Source organism: Variovorax sp. dw_308, from assembly GCF_019207085.1.
Taxonomy (GTDB): Bacteria; Pseudomonadota; Gammaproteobacteria; order Burkholderiales; family Burkholderiaceae_C; genus Variovorax.
Genome location: NZ_JAATOM010000002.1, coordinates 418,267 through 433,446, shown reverse-complemented (window position 1 = coordinate 433,446; position 15,180 = coordinate 418,267). Strand labels below are relative to the sequence as shown.

At 67.0% G+C, this 15,180-nt stretch carries 16 protein-coding genes; 8 read left to right on the top strand and 8 right to left on the bottom strand.

Annotated features, from left to right (window positions below):
- Positions 1-29 precede the first annotated feature (29 nt).
- Complete coding sequence (locus tag HCU76_RS05255) at positions 30-413, top strand: hypothetical protein (RefSeq protein ID WP_218508634.1); 384 nt, start codon at positions 30-32, stop codon at positions 411-413.
- Positions 414-544: 131 nt separating this feature from the next.
- On the opposite strand, the gene HCU76_RS05250 is transcribed toward HCU76_RS05255, so the two are convergent.
- From HCU76_RS05250 to HCU76_RS05215, 8 genes are all read right to left on the bottom strand, one after another.
- Entirely contained in the window at positions 545-1,438 is an 894-nt protein-coding gene (locus HCU76_RS05250) for an MBL fold metallo-hydrolase (protein ID WP_256354000.1), read from the bottom strand.
- Between the two features lie 166 nt (positions 1,439-1,604).
- On the bottom strand, positions 1,605-2,474 hold the full coding sequence (locus HCU76_RS05245) for a quinoprotein dehydrogenase-associated SoxYZ-like carrier (RefSeq protein WP_256353999.1): 870 nt from the start codon (positions 2,472-2,474) through the stop codon (positions 1,605-1,607).
- Entirely contained in the window at positions 2,471-3,466 is a 996-nt protein-coding gene (locus tag HCU76_RS05240; protein ID WP_256353998.1) for a quinoprotein relay system zinc metallohydrolase 2, read from the bottom strand. Before HCU76_RS05240 ends, HCU76_RS05245 begins: the two co-directional genes overlap by 4 nt.
- 33 nt (positions 3,467-3,499) lie before the next feature.
- Entirely contained in the window at positions 3,500-3,886 is a 387-nt protein-coding gene (locus tag HCU76_RS05235) for a hypothetical protein (RefSeq protein ID WP_218508633.1), read from the bottom strand.
- Between the two features lie 18 nt (positions 3,887-3,904).
- Entirely contained in the window at positions 3,905-4,582 is a 678-nt protein-coding gene (locus HCU76_RS05230; protein ID WP_218508632.1) for a hypothetical protein, read from the bottom strand.
- Positions 4,583-4,596: 14 nt separating this feature from the next.
- A complete protein-coding gene (locus HCU76_RS05225; RefSeq protein WP_213954769.1) occupies positions 4,597-5,451 on the bottom strand; it encodes a substrate-binding domain-containing protein in 855 nt (284 codons plus the stop codon).
- Positions 5,448-5,801, bottom strand: coding sequence for a cytochrome c (locus HCU76_RS05220; RefSeq protein WP_256354050.1), 354 nt, complete (start codon positions 5,799-5,801; stop codon positions 5,448-5,450). The genes HCU76_RS05225 and HCU76_RS05220 overlap by 4 nt, the downstream gene beginning before the upstream one ends.
- A 176-nt stretch (positions 5,802-5,977) precedes the next feature.
- On the bottom strand, positions 5,978-7,798 hold the full coding sequence (locus tag HCU76_RS05215; protein WP_218508631.1) for a methanol/ethanol family PQQ-dependent dehydrogenase: 1,821 nt from the start codon (positions 7,796-7,798) through the stop codon (positions 5,978-5,980).
- A gap of 606 nt (positions 7,799-8,404) precedes the next feature.
- Here HCU76_RS05215 and HCU76_RS05210 point away from each other — a divergent pair.
- Genes HCU76_RS05210 through HCU76_RS05180 form a run of 7 tightly spaced genes read left to right on the top strand, consistent with a single transcriptional unit; the run spans position 8,405 to position 15,109 of the window.
- Entirely contained in the window at positions 8,405-9,151 is a 747-nt protein-coding gene (locus tag HCU76_RS05210; RefSeq protein ID WP_218508778.1) for an ABC transporter ATP-binding protein, read from the top strand.
- Positions 9,148-10,137, top strand: a complete 990-nt coding sequence (locus HCU76_RS05205; RefSeq protein WP_371319762.1) for a PQQ-dependent catabolism-associated beta-propeller protein — start codon at positions 9,148-9,150, stop codon at positions 10,135-10,137. The genes HCU76_RS05210 and HCU76_RS05205 overlap by 4 nt, the downstream gene beginning before the upstream one ends.
- Positions 10,134-11,315 (top strand): ABC transporter substrate-binding protein, encoded by a 1,182-nt coding sequence (locus HCU76_RS05200; protein WP_218508630.1) that lies wholly within the window; start codon positions 10,134-10,136, stop codon positions 11,313-11,315. The genes HCU76_RS05205 and HCU76_RS05200 overlap by 4 nt, the downstream gene beginning before the upstream one ends.
- The gene (locus tag HCU76_RS05195) at positions 11,312-12,184 is read left to right on the top strand and encodes an ABC transporter permease (protein ID WP_213954773.1); all 873 of its coding nucleotides are present in this window, start codon (positions 11,312-11,314) and stop codon (positions 12,182-12,184) included. Before HCU76_RS05200 ends, HCU76_RS05195 begins: the two co-directional genes overlap by 4 nt.
- Positions 12,181-13,173, top strand: a complete 993-nt coding sequence (locus HCU76_RS05190; protein ID WP_218508629.1) for a tripartite tricarboxylate transporter substrate binding protein — start codon at positions 12,181-12,183, stop codon at positions 13,171-13,173. The genes HCU76_RS05195 and HCU76_RS05190 overlap by 4 nt, the downstream gene beginning before the upstream one ends.
- Positions 13,174-13,216: 43 nt before the next feature.
- The gene (locus tag HCU76_RS05185; RefSeq protein ID WP_218508628.1) at positions 13,217-14,239 is read left to right on the top strand and encodes a MoxR family ATPase; all 1,023 of its coding nucleotides are present in this window, start codon (positions 13,217-13,219) and stop codon (positions 14,237-14,239) included.
- Positions 14,240-14,251: 12 nt separating this feature from the next.
- Positions 14,252-15,109, top strand: a complete 858-nt coding sequence (locus HCU76_RS05180; protein ID WP_218508627.1) for a DUF58 domain-containing protein — start codon at positions 14,252-14,254, stop codon at positions 15,107-15,109.
- Positions 15,110-15,180: the final 71 nt, after the last annotated feature.

The following is a 15,180-nucleotide window of genomic DNA, read 5'->3' as shown; positions in this document are numbered from 1 at the left end:
GAGCCGCATCGGAAACGGAGATTCCGGCGTTGGTCGCGCAGGTTTATGAAGCGGCGCCTGCGGAAGAGCGCTGCCATCTGGTCGAGACCCTGCTGCGGCCGCTTGGCGTGCTCTCGCTCGTCGCGATCGCGCACGGCGTTTTCGCCAAGATCCGGTTTCGCAGCGCGGGGCATGAACTGAAGGTGCGCGTCGACGATCTGCGAAACGTCAGTGCGGCCGACATGATGGCGCTGGTCCACCATGCCCAGCAGGTCAGCATCGAGACCGTCGACAGCCTGGTGCAACAACTCTCCAGCTCGGGCAGCATGACGAGCTCTGCTGCCGCGATCGTGCTGGTGGGGCTGCTGGTACAACGCGCCCGCGCCCGCCGCACGACGCCGATGCAGGCGCGCGACGCGTCGCTGGACCCCTGATACGACTTCGCAATCAAACGCATAGCTGCGTTGGATCGCGTTGCCGTGCTACAGCACTGTCTGCGGCGCTTCGCCTTGTTCTGCGCTTGATTGCAAAGTCGTACGACTGGGCGGCGCTCGCTATTCGCAATTCAGTTCAATTGCTCCCGCTGCATGCGAACGAAGAGCGTCGAGGCATTCTTGGCATTCAGCGTCTCGTACTGGTCCCAGTCCGCGAACTCCGGCAGCGCCGCTGCCTTCGGCACCTCGCTCAGCGCGGTGCCGGCTTGCAACAGTTGCGAGACGCGCGTGCGCAGTTGGGTGAGGTAGCGCACCTGCGCGTCGATGGCTGCTGCCGTGGTTCGCGGCCCATGGCCGGGCACGATGACCCGGATGGGCAGCTTGCGCAGCGCATCGAGCGCTACGAGCCAGCCGTCGATGTCGCCGTCCATCACGTCGGGAATGCGCGCCTGGTCGAGCAGGCCGCCCGCGAACAGCACGCCGGTGCGCGGGTCGAGGACCGCGACGTCGCCGGGTCCGCTGGAGTGCCCGAAGTAGAAGACTTGCACGGGCCGGCCGATGGCGTCGAGTGTTTGCGTGTCGTCGAATTGCCGATCCGGCGTGAACATCACGGTGCCCTTCATTTCCTCTTCGCCCAGGGTCTCCTTGAGCACCCGCAGGCAGCGCTCGCAACGTGACGCCATCAGGTCGGCGGCCTTGCGATGCATGAGCACCGGGATGCCGCGCTCGCGGAATGCGGCGGCGCCGAAGAGGAAGTCCTTCTGCGCATGGGTGATGAGCGCGAGCCGCACCGGCTTGTCGGTCACGCTCCGGATCGTGGCGAGCAGCGCCTCGCCGTTGCGCCAGGAGGTGCCGGTGTCGATGGCCAGGACGCCCGTGTCGCCAACGATGAACCCGGCATTGCCGACGCGGCCGAGGTTGCGCGTATCGACCGCGCCTGCTTCGCCCTGCATCATGAAGACGCCGGGGCCGACTTCGACGGCCTTCGGGGCGACGTACGCCTGCGCGGACGGCGCGGACCACATGGGTGGAGTCGCTGCCTGCTGCACCGTTCCAGGTGTCGAGCAGCCAGCGACGAGCGCTGCGAATGCGATGGCGAATACCGCAACGCCGCGCGATGCAACCCGCGCCCAGCCCATCCGAATCATCGATGAAAGCCGCAGGCGAAGGCCTTGCGAGCGTGTTCCGGCCTCATTCGGGCCGCCGGTACTTCAGCGTGCTTTCGAATTGCAGATCGCGCGAATCCACCACCTCCGCCTTCAATTCCCCGTCCCCGCGGGGCACGAAGTAGAAGCGGAAGTTCGGGTTCTCGCTGATCGAGAAATCCACGTCGGCCGACATCACCGGCTGTCCCGCGTAGGTGATGTTGACCTGTCGCACGAAATGCGCGGGCGTGTAGAGGCGCGTGACCTGGTCGAGCGCCAGGCCGGAGTTGTTGGGGTGGCTGATCATCAGTTGCGCGAGTTGCGGCTTGTCGCCATCGGCCGGGCCCTGGAGGCTCAGCTTCATGCGGCCGAGCGTCTTCAGCGCGGCCTCCGCGTCCTTGCCCGGCGGCGCGGAGCAGCCGCCAGAAGCCTTGACGAAAGCCGTCGCCATCTGCAGCTTGCCGTCGTTGGTCTCGGCGATGGCCCGGATGTGGGTGTACTCGTCGACACGCACGCGGGTCTCGATGTCGGCGCGTCCGCTCAGTGGCGTGAAATGGAAGATGGCGGAGATCGGCGAGGGGTTGTTGTCGATGATCAGGTAGACCTTGTCGATGTAGCGTTCCGGCGTTTGCGGCATGCGCGAGCGGATCGCGATCGGCACGATGGCCGCGTCCTCGGCGCGCACCGGCACCACCAGCGAGATCACGTCCTCGCTCGCGGCGGCGATCGGGCGCGACTGGAAAAGGCTGGCGCGCACCTTCTTCCAGACCGGGTTGGCCTCGGGGTTGTCGGCGCTCTTGATCTGCGCGGTCGCTTGCTGCATGGGCAGTGCGAGGGCCAGCAACGCGCTGCTGGTCACGGCGCGCCGCGTCAGCGGACGCATCGTCGTCAAGGTGAGGGTCTTCGGCTGGTTCATGGCTTCGATGCCTTGGGCGCTTCGGCGGTATCGGGGTCTTCCCATTCCAGTTCCGCGTACGCTGCCGTGACGTTGCGCTTGTGGAAGCGATCCGTCAACAGCCAGGGCGTGCCGGGCGCGATGCCGATGCTGTCGACGGCCTGCTGGATCGTCAGGTGCTTGCGCAGGGCCGCGCGGGTGTCGCGCAGCAGGGCGCCGAGATAGGCAGCCTGCGCATCCATCGCACCGGGCCACTCATTGCTGACCGGGCCGTGCCCGGGCACGACGGTGTCGACGGGCACGCGCTTCAGGTCCTCCATCACGGAGACCCAGCCACGCAGGCTGCCATCGAGCGCCGGCAGGTGCCGCACGAACAGCAGGTCGGACGCGAACAGCGTGCGGGTGCGCTGGTCGTACACGGTGAGGTCGTTGTCGGTGTGCGCCGTGGGCCAGGCTTGCAGCGTGAGCACGCGGTCGCCGAGGTCCAGCTGCATCGTCTTGTCGACGCTGATGCCGGGGTACACGATGGCGGTGCGCGGCAGGGTGATGTCGAAGTCGCGTTTCAGCGAATTCAGCCAGTACGGTTCGCGCGCGGTCAGCGCCTGCGTGAAGCGCGCGCTGGCCACGAAGCGCGGGGCGGGCGTGCTGGACTCGGCGAAGGCCACGTTGCCCAGCACGTGGTCGGGATGGGCATGCGTGTTGATGACGTAGCAGACCGGCAACGGCGTCACGCGGTCGATCGCGCCTTTCAGCGCCTGGCCGATGGCGGGCGTGCCTCCGGTGTCGATCACCGCAACGCAGCGGCTGCCAACCACGAAGCCGAGGTTGGCCACGTCGCCGCCGTTGGCGGGCGCCCAGTCTTCCAGCGCGCCGGTGTGGACGAACAAGCCGGGCTTCACCTCGACGACCGCCAGGGGCGTCACGGCCCCGGCAGCTTGCGCAACAGCGACGGCAGCGCACAGCAGGATCGCGGCCCGCAGCCCCCGCATCCAACGCCGCATGAATGTCGGCATCGGCAACCCGCTCCCTGCCATCACATCACCCGGCTACTTCGCGTCCGCAGCGCCGAGGAAGCATCCTTGTTCAGCCTTCGTCTGCAGGGCCTTGTAGCGCTTGACCTCGGGCTCGTACGACGGCACGTCGCGTATCGCGCCGCCACGCTCGCCGCCGATCGACATGGCCTTGACGATGGTGCCCATCGTCACGTAGTCCTTGTACTTCACGGACCGGGCCAGCGCATCGAGCGCGCAGGAGCACTTGTTGGTCATCTCGAAGTTCGACCCCGGATGCGCCCGCATGCACTCCTGCACATACAGCACCCGGTCCACGGTCGGGAAGTCATTGACGGGGGCGGCGGCATTCGCAGCGCCGACGCCCAGCAGGAGCGCGCCGAGGGCCAGCGCGGAGGGCAGGAAGGTATTCAGCTTGGGCATGGTGTTCGACGCAGGCATTCAGGGTTTGGGCGGGGGTCCGGCGCCGTCGAGCAGCATTTCCTCGACGATGAGCGGCGCATCGCTGGCCGATTCGGCGTTGATCCGGGTGCGGATGCCGTAGAGCCCCCCGGGGACTGCGCTGGACATCAGGAAGACGTAGGACTTGTTGGCCAGCTTCTCGAAGCGCGAGCGGTTCGGGTCATCGAGGTAGGGCGTGATGCTGAACTCCTTCACAGCCACCGGCCTGCCCTTGTACGGCAAGGTGAGGTCGCGCACCGTCGCGCCCTGGTAGACCGCCATGCGGATGCGCTTGCGGAAGTAGTTGGGCTGGCCCTTCGTCAGGCGCTGCATCTCCTTGATGTCGCGTTCGAGGAAGTACAGGATGGCCGGGTTGCCCTTGGCGCCTTCGACGGGCGGCTCGCTGATCGCGCGCTTGTCGCTGAAGAACTGCGCGTTCGCTGCGCAGCAACTGCCGTCGGGCTGTGCCGTCAGCTTCAAGTCGACCTTGTCGTCGAAGGCTTCCTCCAGCGTTCCGGTCTTGTGGAAGACGTAGTGCAGCGTGAGCGGCGGTTGCAGGTTGCCCAGGTGGTTGTCCATGAACACCGCCTGCTCTGCCGCTGAAAAGTCCGTTGCGGCTAGAGCGGGGGATGCCGCCGCCAGGAACCCGACCAGCGCCAGGGCAGGAAATGCTTTCATCGGCAGCACCGCGGCTACTTCGGCGCCTCGTACGACGCGTCGACGACCGGAACGCCGTACTCCTTCAGGATGGCCATGATCTGCGGCCGGTTCGATTCGATCAGGCCCTCGACCTGCTGCTTCCATTCGCGCTCGCCGTAGCGCACGCCCATCGCGATCTGGTAGTCGAACTGGACGCCGGGCTCGGACTTCATCGGCACCACCACCAGCGCAGGCGTCTTGATGCGCGAGGCGTAATAGCCGCCGATGGGGCCCCAGACGATGGCGACATCGATCTTGCCCGCGGCAAGGTCCTTCTCGATGATCTCGCCGGGGTATTGGTCGGGGTCGGCGTTCATGGTCTGGTAGGGCACGCCCTGATCCGTGAGCCGGTGCTTGCTGAGCCATGCCGATGCGGGCGACCGGTCGTAGATGCCGATGCGCAGCTTGGACAATGTGGCCGGGTCGAGCTTGAGGAAATCCTCGGTCGACGCGACCTGGTCCATGCCCTTGCCCTTGGCGAACACCAGCGCATAGGTCGAGCGGTAGTAGGGCTTGGTGACGGACACCTGGTCATAGCCCGCTGGGACGCCAATCACGATGTCGCAGGGGTAGTCCTGGTCCGGCAACTTGAATCGCAAGGTGTTGCGGATGAAGGCCAGGCGCTGCGGGAAGGAGTAGTAGACGACCGGCAGCCCCATCGACTTGCCGAACAGTTCGGCAATCTTGTTCTCGATGCCCTCGCCCTTGACGTTGGAGAAGGGCAGGTTGTTCGGGTCCTGGCAGACGCGCAGCGCAGTGCGCGGTGCGGGCTTGTCCTGCGCCACCGCGCCGGTTGCCAGCAAGGTCAGGGGCAGGGCGGCGAGGGCCAGCGCGCGGATGCCGTTCATTTGGGCATTTCTTCGACCTTGGCGCGGGTGATGGCGCCATCGGATCGGCCTTTGAGATATGCGTAGAGCTGATTGATGTTGTCCATGACGACCGGGCTGTTGCCGAAGCTCTGCATGCCCTTGTCCAGCCGACCGTTGGTCACGGTCTTGACGAACTCGTCCTTGGTCAGGGTCTTGAGGCTGTTGACCAGCGATGGCCCGACGAGGCCTTCCTGGTTGGCCCCATGGCACCGGTCGCAGGCCGCGGCACGCCAGGCCCGGAAGCCCTTCATGGTCTCGCTGTCGACCTTGTAGCCGTCCACCACCTTGTACGGTTTGTCTTCCGCGTGAGCCGCAACGGCACCACCCATGCACAACAGCGCGCAAGCGCCGATCAACGCGATTTTCAGTCTCATGATTTCTATTCAGCCCTGTTTTCGATCAATTGAAAAGAGGGGCAGCCAGTAGGTGCCAGCTGCCCCTCTTCGGTATGAGAACAGGGTCGGGGGCTCGTGGTTCCCCGGTACTTACCCTGCGTTCAACGCGCTCAGTTCGGCAGCGCGAAGACTGTCAAGGAGCCGCCCAGCTCCGTGTACTGGTTGAGCTCGCGGTAGCCGCCCACTGCGCCCAGGCCGTCCTGGTCCTTCTCGAGGCCCGCTGCCATGCCGATGCCGGCCCAGCCGCCAATGCCCGAGAACACGCCGATGTACTGCTTGCCCTTGTGCTCATAGCTGAACACGTTGCCGATGATCCCGGACGGCGTCTTGAACTTGAAGAGTTCCTTGTTGATGTTCTTCTTGTCCACGCACTTCAGGTAGCCCTCCAGCGTGCCGTAGCACGACAGGCCACCCGCGGTGTTGAGCGAGCCGCTCCACACCGAGAACTTCTCGGGGTGGCTCTGCACGATCTTGCCGGTGCCGGCGTTCCAGGCGATGAAGTTGCCCATGCCGCCATGGCTGTTCGGCGCCGGGAACATCGAGAGCGTCGCGCCCACATACGGCTGGCCGGCCGTGTACTCGACCTTGAACGGCTCGTAGTCCATGCAGACGTGGTTGGTCGGCACGTAGAAGAGCTTGGTTTCAGGGTCATAGGACGCAGGCTGCTGGTCCTTGCTTCCCAAGGCTGCCGGGCAGATGCCCTTGCTGTTGACGTCCGGTCCGTTCTGCGCCGTCGAGTACTTCGCAACCACTTGCGGGCGGCCGGTCTTCATGTCGACGTTGGTGGCCCAATTGACGTTCGGGTCATACTTTTCGGCAACCAGCAGCGCACCCGTCACGCGGTCCATCGTGTAGGCGAAGCCGTTGCGGTCGAAGTGCACGAGCGCCTTGGTGGGCTTGCCCTTGACGTCGATGTCGGCCAGGATCATTTCGTTCACGCCGTCGAAGTCCCATTCGTCGAAGGGCGTCATCTGGTAGACCCACTTGGCCATGCCGGTGTCCACGTCACGCGCCCAGATGGTCATCGACCACTTGTTGTCACCGGGCCGCTGCGACGGATTCCACGTCGACGGATTGCCCGAGCCGTAGTACATCAGGTTGAGCGCCTTGTCGTAGCTGTACCAGCCCCAGGTGGTGCCGCCGCCGATCTTCCACTGGTCGCCCTTCCAGGTCTTCAGCGAGGAGTCGGGGCCCACCGGCGCCATCTTGCCGTCGGTCCAGGTCATGGTCTTCTGCGGGTCCATCAGCATTTCTGCATCGGGTCCGACGCTGTAGCCCTTCCACGCCAGCTTGCCGTCGCTCAGGTTGTAGGCTGCGATGAAGCCGCGCACGCCCCATTCGCCGCCGCTGATGCCGGTGATGACCTTGTCCTTGAAGACGTGCGGCGCATTGGTGTTGACCGCGCCGAGCTTCGGGTCGCCGTTCTTGACGGTCCAGATCACCTTGCCGGTCTTGGCGTCGAGCGCGACCAGGTTGCTGTCGGCCTGTTGCAGCAGGACCTTGCCCTCTGCATACGCCAGGCCGCGGTACACGGTGTCGCAGCACATCTGCGGGATCACGGCCGGATCCTGCTTGGGCTCGTACTTCCAGATGATCTTCTGCGTGTCGAGGTCGATCGCGAAGACCTTGTTGGGGAAGGGCGAGTGCAGGTACATCGTCCCGTCGATCACCAGCGGCGAGCCTTCATGGCCGCGCAGCACGCCGGTGGAGAACATCCACGCGACCTGCATCTTGCCGACGTTGCCCGTGTTGATCTGCTTGAGCTTGCTGTAGCGCTGGTTGTACATGTCGCCAGCCTGCATCGCCCAATTCTTCGAGTTGGCGATATTTTTCTCGACATCGGCATTGGCATGCGCCAATGCCGGCACCGCAAGTAGCGCCGCCGCCAGCAGGCGCCAGGTGCGCCCTAGTAAGTGCCCGGAAAATCGCATCGAAGTCTCCTTGTTTTGGAACATCAGAGCCTGCCCGCACCAACCGCAAACAGGCGCCTGCCGAGCAACTCGACGAAGCCGGCCAGAGAAGTAAATGCAAGTTGCGCGCCTGCTTCAGGACGCCGCATTCGTGGCGTCTTGCAACGATGAGTTGCCGCCCGCGCATGCGCCGTGCTGAAGCACATTGCGAGGGGAAACCCTAGCCAAGGGACCTGTTTGCGGGGGATCGCAGGTCACGCCGGGCGACTGGCGTGCGAGTCGCGCGACGCTGGCGCGCAGCCCGGGCCCGCGCCTGGATCGCAGCGCTCTCAGGGTTCACCATGAAGTGCGATCCGGCCAATGGCCGCAGCATCGGTCGGTGGGTGCTGCATCAGAAATGTGGCAACCACTTTCGACACAGAGTGTTTCACCGGCAACGGTGTCATCCGGAGGCAGACGACGCATGCGACGGCGGCAGAAAAACCATGGGCGCGGGTATTGCTTGATGGAGGCTCCGCATCCGCCCTGTGGCCGGCCCTCACTCGCCAACAAGAATGCAGCAGTCCAATGCGGATTGCCTTGACCGACCACGACAACCGATCAATGCCAGAGACACTTTCGAAGACCATGCTCCGGACCACCGGCCTGACCAAACGGTACGGCGCACGCGTGGCATTGAAGGGACTTTCATTGAGCCTGGCGTCGGGGCAATTCGTCGCGCTGCTGGGCCCGAACGGCGCCGGCAAGTCGACGCTGTTCCAGGTGCTCACGGGGCTGTTCGCGGCGGACGAGGGCGAGGTCGAGGTGGCCGGCCATTCGCTGGGCCGCTCGGCGACGGCGACGGCGGCGCTGCGTCACATCGGCGTGGTGTTCCAGCAGATCTCGCTCGACCTGGACCTCAGCATCCGGCGCAACCTGCTGTTCCAGGCGGACCTGCACGGCTTGCCGCGGCGCCTGGCGGTGCAGCGGATCGAGGCCGACTGCGCCCGCCTCGGCATCGAGCCCAACCTCGACCGCAAGGTGCGCGAACTCTCCGGCGGCAACCGGCGCAAGGTGGAACTTGTGCGTGCCTTGCTGCATCGACCCTCCGTGCTGCTGATGGACGAAGCCACGGTGGGGCTGGACCCCAAGTCGCGCCAGGACCTGATGCGTGCGCTGCGTGCCGACGTGAAGGAGCGCGGCGTGGGCGTGCTGTGGGCCACCCATCTGGTGGGTGAGGCCGAGGGCGCCGACCGCGTGCTGGTGCTGCACAAGGGCGAGCTGTTGTGCGACGGCACGCCGGCCGAGGTGACGCAGGCGCTGGGCGGGACGACGCTGGAAGCCGGCTTCATCTCGCGCACGAACGAGACCAGACAAAAGGAGACGAGTACATGAATGACGTTGGTGTGTGGGGCAAGCGCATGGCCGGTGCGGGCGCGGTGGCGCTGGCGCTGTGCATGGGCGGGGCCGCGATGGCCCAGGGCACGGCCTATGTGTCGAGCGAGAAGGACCAGGCGCTCACCATGATCGACCTGGCCACGCTCACGGTGAAAGGCTCCATCCCCACCTGCAAGCGCGGCCGCCACATCCAGATGACGCCGGAGCACCTGATCATGGTCGCCTGCACCGACTCCAACGCCGCCGACGTGATCGACCCCGCCACCGGCAAGTCGGTGCGCCGCATACCGCTGGGCGATGAGCCCGAAGCCTTCGACATCTCGCCGGACGGCAAGACCATCTACGTCTCCAACGAGGACGAGGGCGCCGCCAGCTTCGTCGATGCGGCCACCGGCAAGGTGGTCAAGTCGGTCAAGGTCGGCAAGGAGCCCGAGGGCGTCAAGGTCAGCGCGGACGGCAAGACGCTGTACGTCACGTCCGAGGTGGCGAGCCTGGTCCACGTCATCGACGTCGCCACCGCCAAGGTGGTGAAGAACGTCAAGGTCGGCAAGCGGCCGCGCCGCCTGGCCTTCACGCCCGACGGCAAGGAACTGTGGGTGACCAACGAACTCGATGCCAGCGTCAGCGTCATCGACACGGCCAGCCAGTCTGTGATCGCCACTGTCAACTTCGAGGTCAAGGGCGCGCGCGCCGAGGACATCACGCCGGTCGGCATCCAGATCTCGCGAGACGGCAAGCGCGCCTTCGTGGCGCTGGGCCGGGCCAACCACGTGGCCTTCGTCGACGTGGCGCAGCGCAAGGTCACGAATCTCGTGCTGGTCGGCAAGCGGGCATGGAACCTCACGCTCGACAAGGCCGAGGCGCGGCTCTATGTGGTGAACGGCCTGAGCGACGACGTGACGGTGGTCGACGTGGCCGGTGCCAAGCCGCTCAAGAGCATCCCGGTCGGGCGCGTTCCCTACGGCCTGGTGGTGGTGGAATGAAGGGGCGAGCCTGCCGCGTGGGTTTGGCGCTGCTGCTGGCGGCGCTGGGCGCGAGCGTGGCGGGTGCGGCCGGCGCGGTCACGCCGCTGAAGGCCACCTTGATCGTTCCGGCCGATGACCCCCGGCTGGAGCGCTCGCTTGTCGAGCGTCATTTCCTGGGCCATACCGACGGCCCCGCGAACGACGGCTTGCAGGTCGCGCTGGAGGAAAGCGAATTCGAACTCCAGGCGGTCGATGCCGGCGTGGCGCTGACGAGCCAGCCGGCCGACTCGCTGGCGGCCGCCCGAACGGCCGCCCAGGCCGCGGAGAAGGCCGGCGCGGCAGTCCTGCTCACCGACCTGCCGACCGACTGGACGCTGGCCGTCGCGGACGCGGTGAAGGTGCCGGTCATCAACATCGGCGACCCGGCCGACAGCCTGCGCGAGCAGGATTGCCGGGCGCGCCTGTTCCACATCCTGCCGAGCGAACGCATGCGCGCCGATGCCTTGGCGCAAACCCTTGTGTCACGCAAATGGAACAAGCTGTTGCTGCTGGTGGGGCAGAGTGCGCAGGACCAGTTGCGCGCCGCCACGGTCCAGGCGTCGATCAAGCGCTACGGCCTGCAGGTGGTGGCGACCAAGCCCTTCAAGCTGTCCGCCGACCCGCGCGAGCGCGACCTGGCCAACCCGCTGCTGCTGACGGCCGGCAGCACCTACGACGCGGTCTGGGTGGTCGACAGCGACGGCGAATTCGCGCGCACCCTGCCGTACCGCATCGTGCTGCCGCGGCCGGTGGTGGGTGACGCGGGGCTGGTGGCAGTGGCCTGGCACGCGCAATTCGAGCGCTACGGCGCGCCGCAGGTGTCGCGCCGCTTCGCCAAGGCTGTCGGCCGGCCGATGACTGCCAGCGACTGGGCGGCGTGGATGGCCGGGAAGGCGCTGGTGGCGGCGGCCATCGCGGCGCCCAAGGGGCCGGTGGCCAGCTGGGCGCAGGCGCTCGCCAAGACGCCGATCGACGGCTCCAAGGGCACCAGCCTGAGCTTTCGCCCCTGGGACGGGCAACTGCGCCAGACCGTCCTGCTGACTGACGGCCAGGGCGTGATCTCGCAGGCGCCGATCGACGGCCTGCTGCACCCCAGCAACGTGCTGGACACGCTGGGCGCGGATGCGCCGGAGAAGAAATGCAAGGTGACGCGATGACCCCCGCCAGCACGACGGTGGAAGCCGCAGACGACACCGCGCCGCGCCGCGGCATTGCGCACGCGCTGCAGGCCATGCGCGCCATCGTCATGCGCGAGCTCATCAAGTTCTCGCAGCAGACCGGCCGCCTTGTGTCCGCGCTGGTCCGCCCGCTGCTGTGGCTGGCGGTCTTCGCAGCGGGGTTTCGCAACGTCTTCGGCGTGGCCATCGTCGAGCCCTACGACACCTACATCCCGTATGACGTCTACATCGCGCCAGGCCTGGTCGGCATGGTGCTGCTGTTCAACGGCATGCAGTCCTCGCTTGCAATGGTCTACGACCGTGAGATGGGCCTGATGCGGCTGCTGCTCACCGCGCCCCTGCCGCGCGCCTGGCTGCTGTTCTGCAAGCTGTGCGCGACGGCCTTGCTGTCGGTGTTGCAGGCGCTGGCTTTCATCGTCGTCGCGATGCTGGTCGGCACCGACCTTCCGCTTTTCTCGCTGGCCGGCCTGCATGCGCTGCTGGCGCTCGTGTGCGGCGCGCTGATGCTGGGCGCGCTCGGCCTGTTGCTGTCGGTCTACATCAAGCAGCTCGAGAACTTTGCCGGCACGATGAACTTCGTGATCTTCCCGATGTACTTCATGTCGACCGCGCTCTATCCATTGTGGAAGCTGCAGGAGTCGGGCGCCGAATGGGTCTATCAGCTGGCGCGCTTCAACCCGTTCACGCATGCGGTCGAATGGATCCGTTTCGCGCTCTACGGCAAGGACCCCGGTGCCGCCCCGTGGGTGGTGCTGGGCTGCCTGTTCGTCTTCTTCTTCGTGGCCTGCTGGGGCTACGACCCGCAGCGCGGCTTCGGCGGGCTGACCAAGCGTGGAGGCCCGCCGTGAACGCCGGGCGCCGACGGCTGCTGGTGAGTGCGGCGGCGGGTGCGCTGACGGCCCTGCCGTTCGTGAACGCCGCCGGGGCAGCGCGGTCCGAGCCTTTCCCCATCCGCCCGGTGATGCTGTGGGTGCCCTGGGCCGCGGGCGCCGCCACCGATCTTTCGCTGCGCCTGCTGGCCGAACTCGCGGGGCCCGCGCTTGGCCAGCCGGTGGTGGTCAGCAACCGCCCTGGCGCCGGCGGCACGATGGCCATGGGCTTGCTGACCCAGTCCGAACCCAACGGCTACACCATCGCGCAGATACCGCAGCCGGTGTTCCGCGCGCCCTTCACGCACAAGGTGCAGTGGGATCCGGTGCGCGACATCACGCCGATCATCCAGATCTCGGGCGTCACCTTCGGCGTGCTGGTCGCCAGCGACAGCCGGTTCCGCTCGCTCGACGACCTGTTCGCCTTCGCACGCGACCGGCCGGGCGAGCTGAGCATCGCCACCAACGGCGTCGGCACCACGCCGCACCTCGTTCTGGAAACGCTGTTCACCGAGCGCGGGCTGCGCTACATCCATGTCCCGTACAAAGGCACCTCCGAGCTGACGCTGGCCGTCGAGTCTGGCCAGGTGCTGGTGGGCGTCAATTCCAGCGGCTTCGGCCCCGAAGTGGATGCGGGCCGCATGCGGCTGCTGGCGACGTTCTCGGCCCGGCGCTCCAAACGCTGGCCGGAGGTGCCCACGCTGCAGGAGCTGGGCTTCGACATCGTGGCCATGTCGCCGTACGGGCTGGCCGGCCCGCGCGGGGTGCCGCCCAGCGTCGTGGCCGTGCTGCACGACGCCTTCAAGAAGGCGATGTTCGATCCGCGCTTCATCGAGGACCTGGCCAAGTACGACCAGGAACTCGCCTATCTCGGGCCGGCGGACTATGCGCGGGCTTGCCGTGCGGAGTTCGCCAAGGAGCGCGCGGCCGCCGAGCGCCTCGGCAGCACGCGCGGCGCGGTCAACTGAGCGCGCCCAGGTGCCAGGCTTCGTCACAACGGGAGAAGGACGAATGGATCGAAACGATGCGGTGATGAGCGATTGGCGGCAGCGGGCGCTGGCGCTCGAGTCCGAAGTGGCGAAGGCGGTGATCGGGCAGGCGAGGGCGATCCGGCTCATCAACACCGCCGTGTTCGCGCGCGGCCATGTGCTGCTGCAAGGCGATGTCGGCGTCGGCAAGACCACGCTGCTGCGCGCCTTCGCGCAGGTGCTGGGCGGCGACTTCGGGCGCACCGAAGGCACCATCGACCTGATGCCCAACGACCTCATCTACTACACCTACATCAGCGCCGAGGGCAAGCCGGCGGTCGAGCCCGGCCCGCTGATCCGGCACGGCGAGAACCTCGCGATCTTTTTCTTCAACGAGATCAACCGCGCACGGCCGCAGGTGCATTCGCTGCTGCTGCGGGTGATGGCCGAGCGCAGCGTGTCGGCATTCAACCGCGAGTTCCGTTTTCCACACCTGCTGGTGTTCGCCGACCGCAACCGCGTCGAGCGCGAGGAGACCTTCGAGATATCTGCGGCGGCGCGCGACCGCTTCATGATGGAAGTGACCATCGACGCACCCGCCGACGATGCCGAGCGCCGTCAACTGATGTTCGACCCGCGCTTCCACGACACCGACCGGCTGGTCGGCGCACTGGCCAGCGCGCTGGTCGCGTATGAGGAACTCAACCAGGTCTCGGAGCTGATCCAGCGCGGCGTGCAGGCGTCGGACGCGCTGCAGGCCTATGCGCTGAACCTCTGGCGCGCGACCTCGGCGCCGGCCGACTACGGCGTTCGCCTGTCCGACGTGGACACCGCGCAACTGATGCTGGCCGGCGCCAGTCCGCGCGGCATGAGCCTCCTGATGCGCGCGGCACGCGTGGCGGCTTGGCTGGACGGGCGCGACTATGTGGCGCCGGAGGACGTGCAGGCCGTCTTCGTCGAGACCATCGCCCATCGCCTGTGCTACCAGCCGGTGTACGAGATGCGCCGGCAGGAGATCTCGGGCCGGCTCATGAGCGGCATCATGGCCAGCGTGGCCGCGCCCTGAAAGGCGGATGCGGTGACGCAGCAGGCGCCCAACGCGCGCGAGGTGCACTACCGCTTCGCCACGCCGGCCATGCGTCATTTCCCAGGCCATCACCGCAGCACGCGGGGCGAGAGCGGCTTCGAGTTCCGGGGCCATGCCGCGCTGCTCGACGCGCCCGACCCGCGCCGACTCGACCTGCATGCGAGCCTGCGCGACCCCTTCGGCAACTGGGTGGTGCGGGTCTACAGCCAGCGCAAGTCGATCCCGGTGGTGGTGGTGGCGGACCTGTCGGCGTCGATGGGGTTCGCCGGCACGCGCCGCAAGCTCGACGTGCTGGCGGATTTCGTCGACAGCCTGGCGTGGTCGGCCTGGCGCACGGGGGACAGCTTCGGCTTCGTGGGTTGCGACGCAGCGGTGCGTGACGACGTGCTGCTGCCGCCGACGCGCATGCGCGGCGTGGGCGCGACGCTGGCGCAGGCGCTGCGCGGGCTGGCGCCGGAGGGCGAGTCGGCGCGCGGACTGCTGTCGGCATCGCGCTACCTGGGGCGGCAGCGAGCGCTGGTGTTCCTGGTGTCCGATTTCCACTTGCCGCTGCCGGAAGTCGAGGCGCTGATCGCCTCGATGGCGCATCACGAGGTGGTGCCCGTCGTGCTGTGGGACCCGATCGAATTCAGCCTGACGGCGCAGCGCGGCCTTGCGAATGTGATGGATCCGGAGAGCGGGCGGCGCCGGCTGGTGTGGTGGCGGCCTGCATTGCGCGACAGATGGCGCGCGGCGCAGGAGCAGCGGCGCGAGGCGCTGCTGCATCTGTTCCGGGCCGACCGGCTCAAGCCGCTGTTCATCGAGGGCGCCTTCGATGCCGATGCGGTGACGCGGCACTTCATGCAATGACGCTCACCTCCAGGCTCCGCTCGCTTCGCGCGCGCACCCTCGCTGCAGGGGGCGCTCGCAGCGGCACGGAT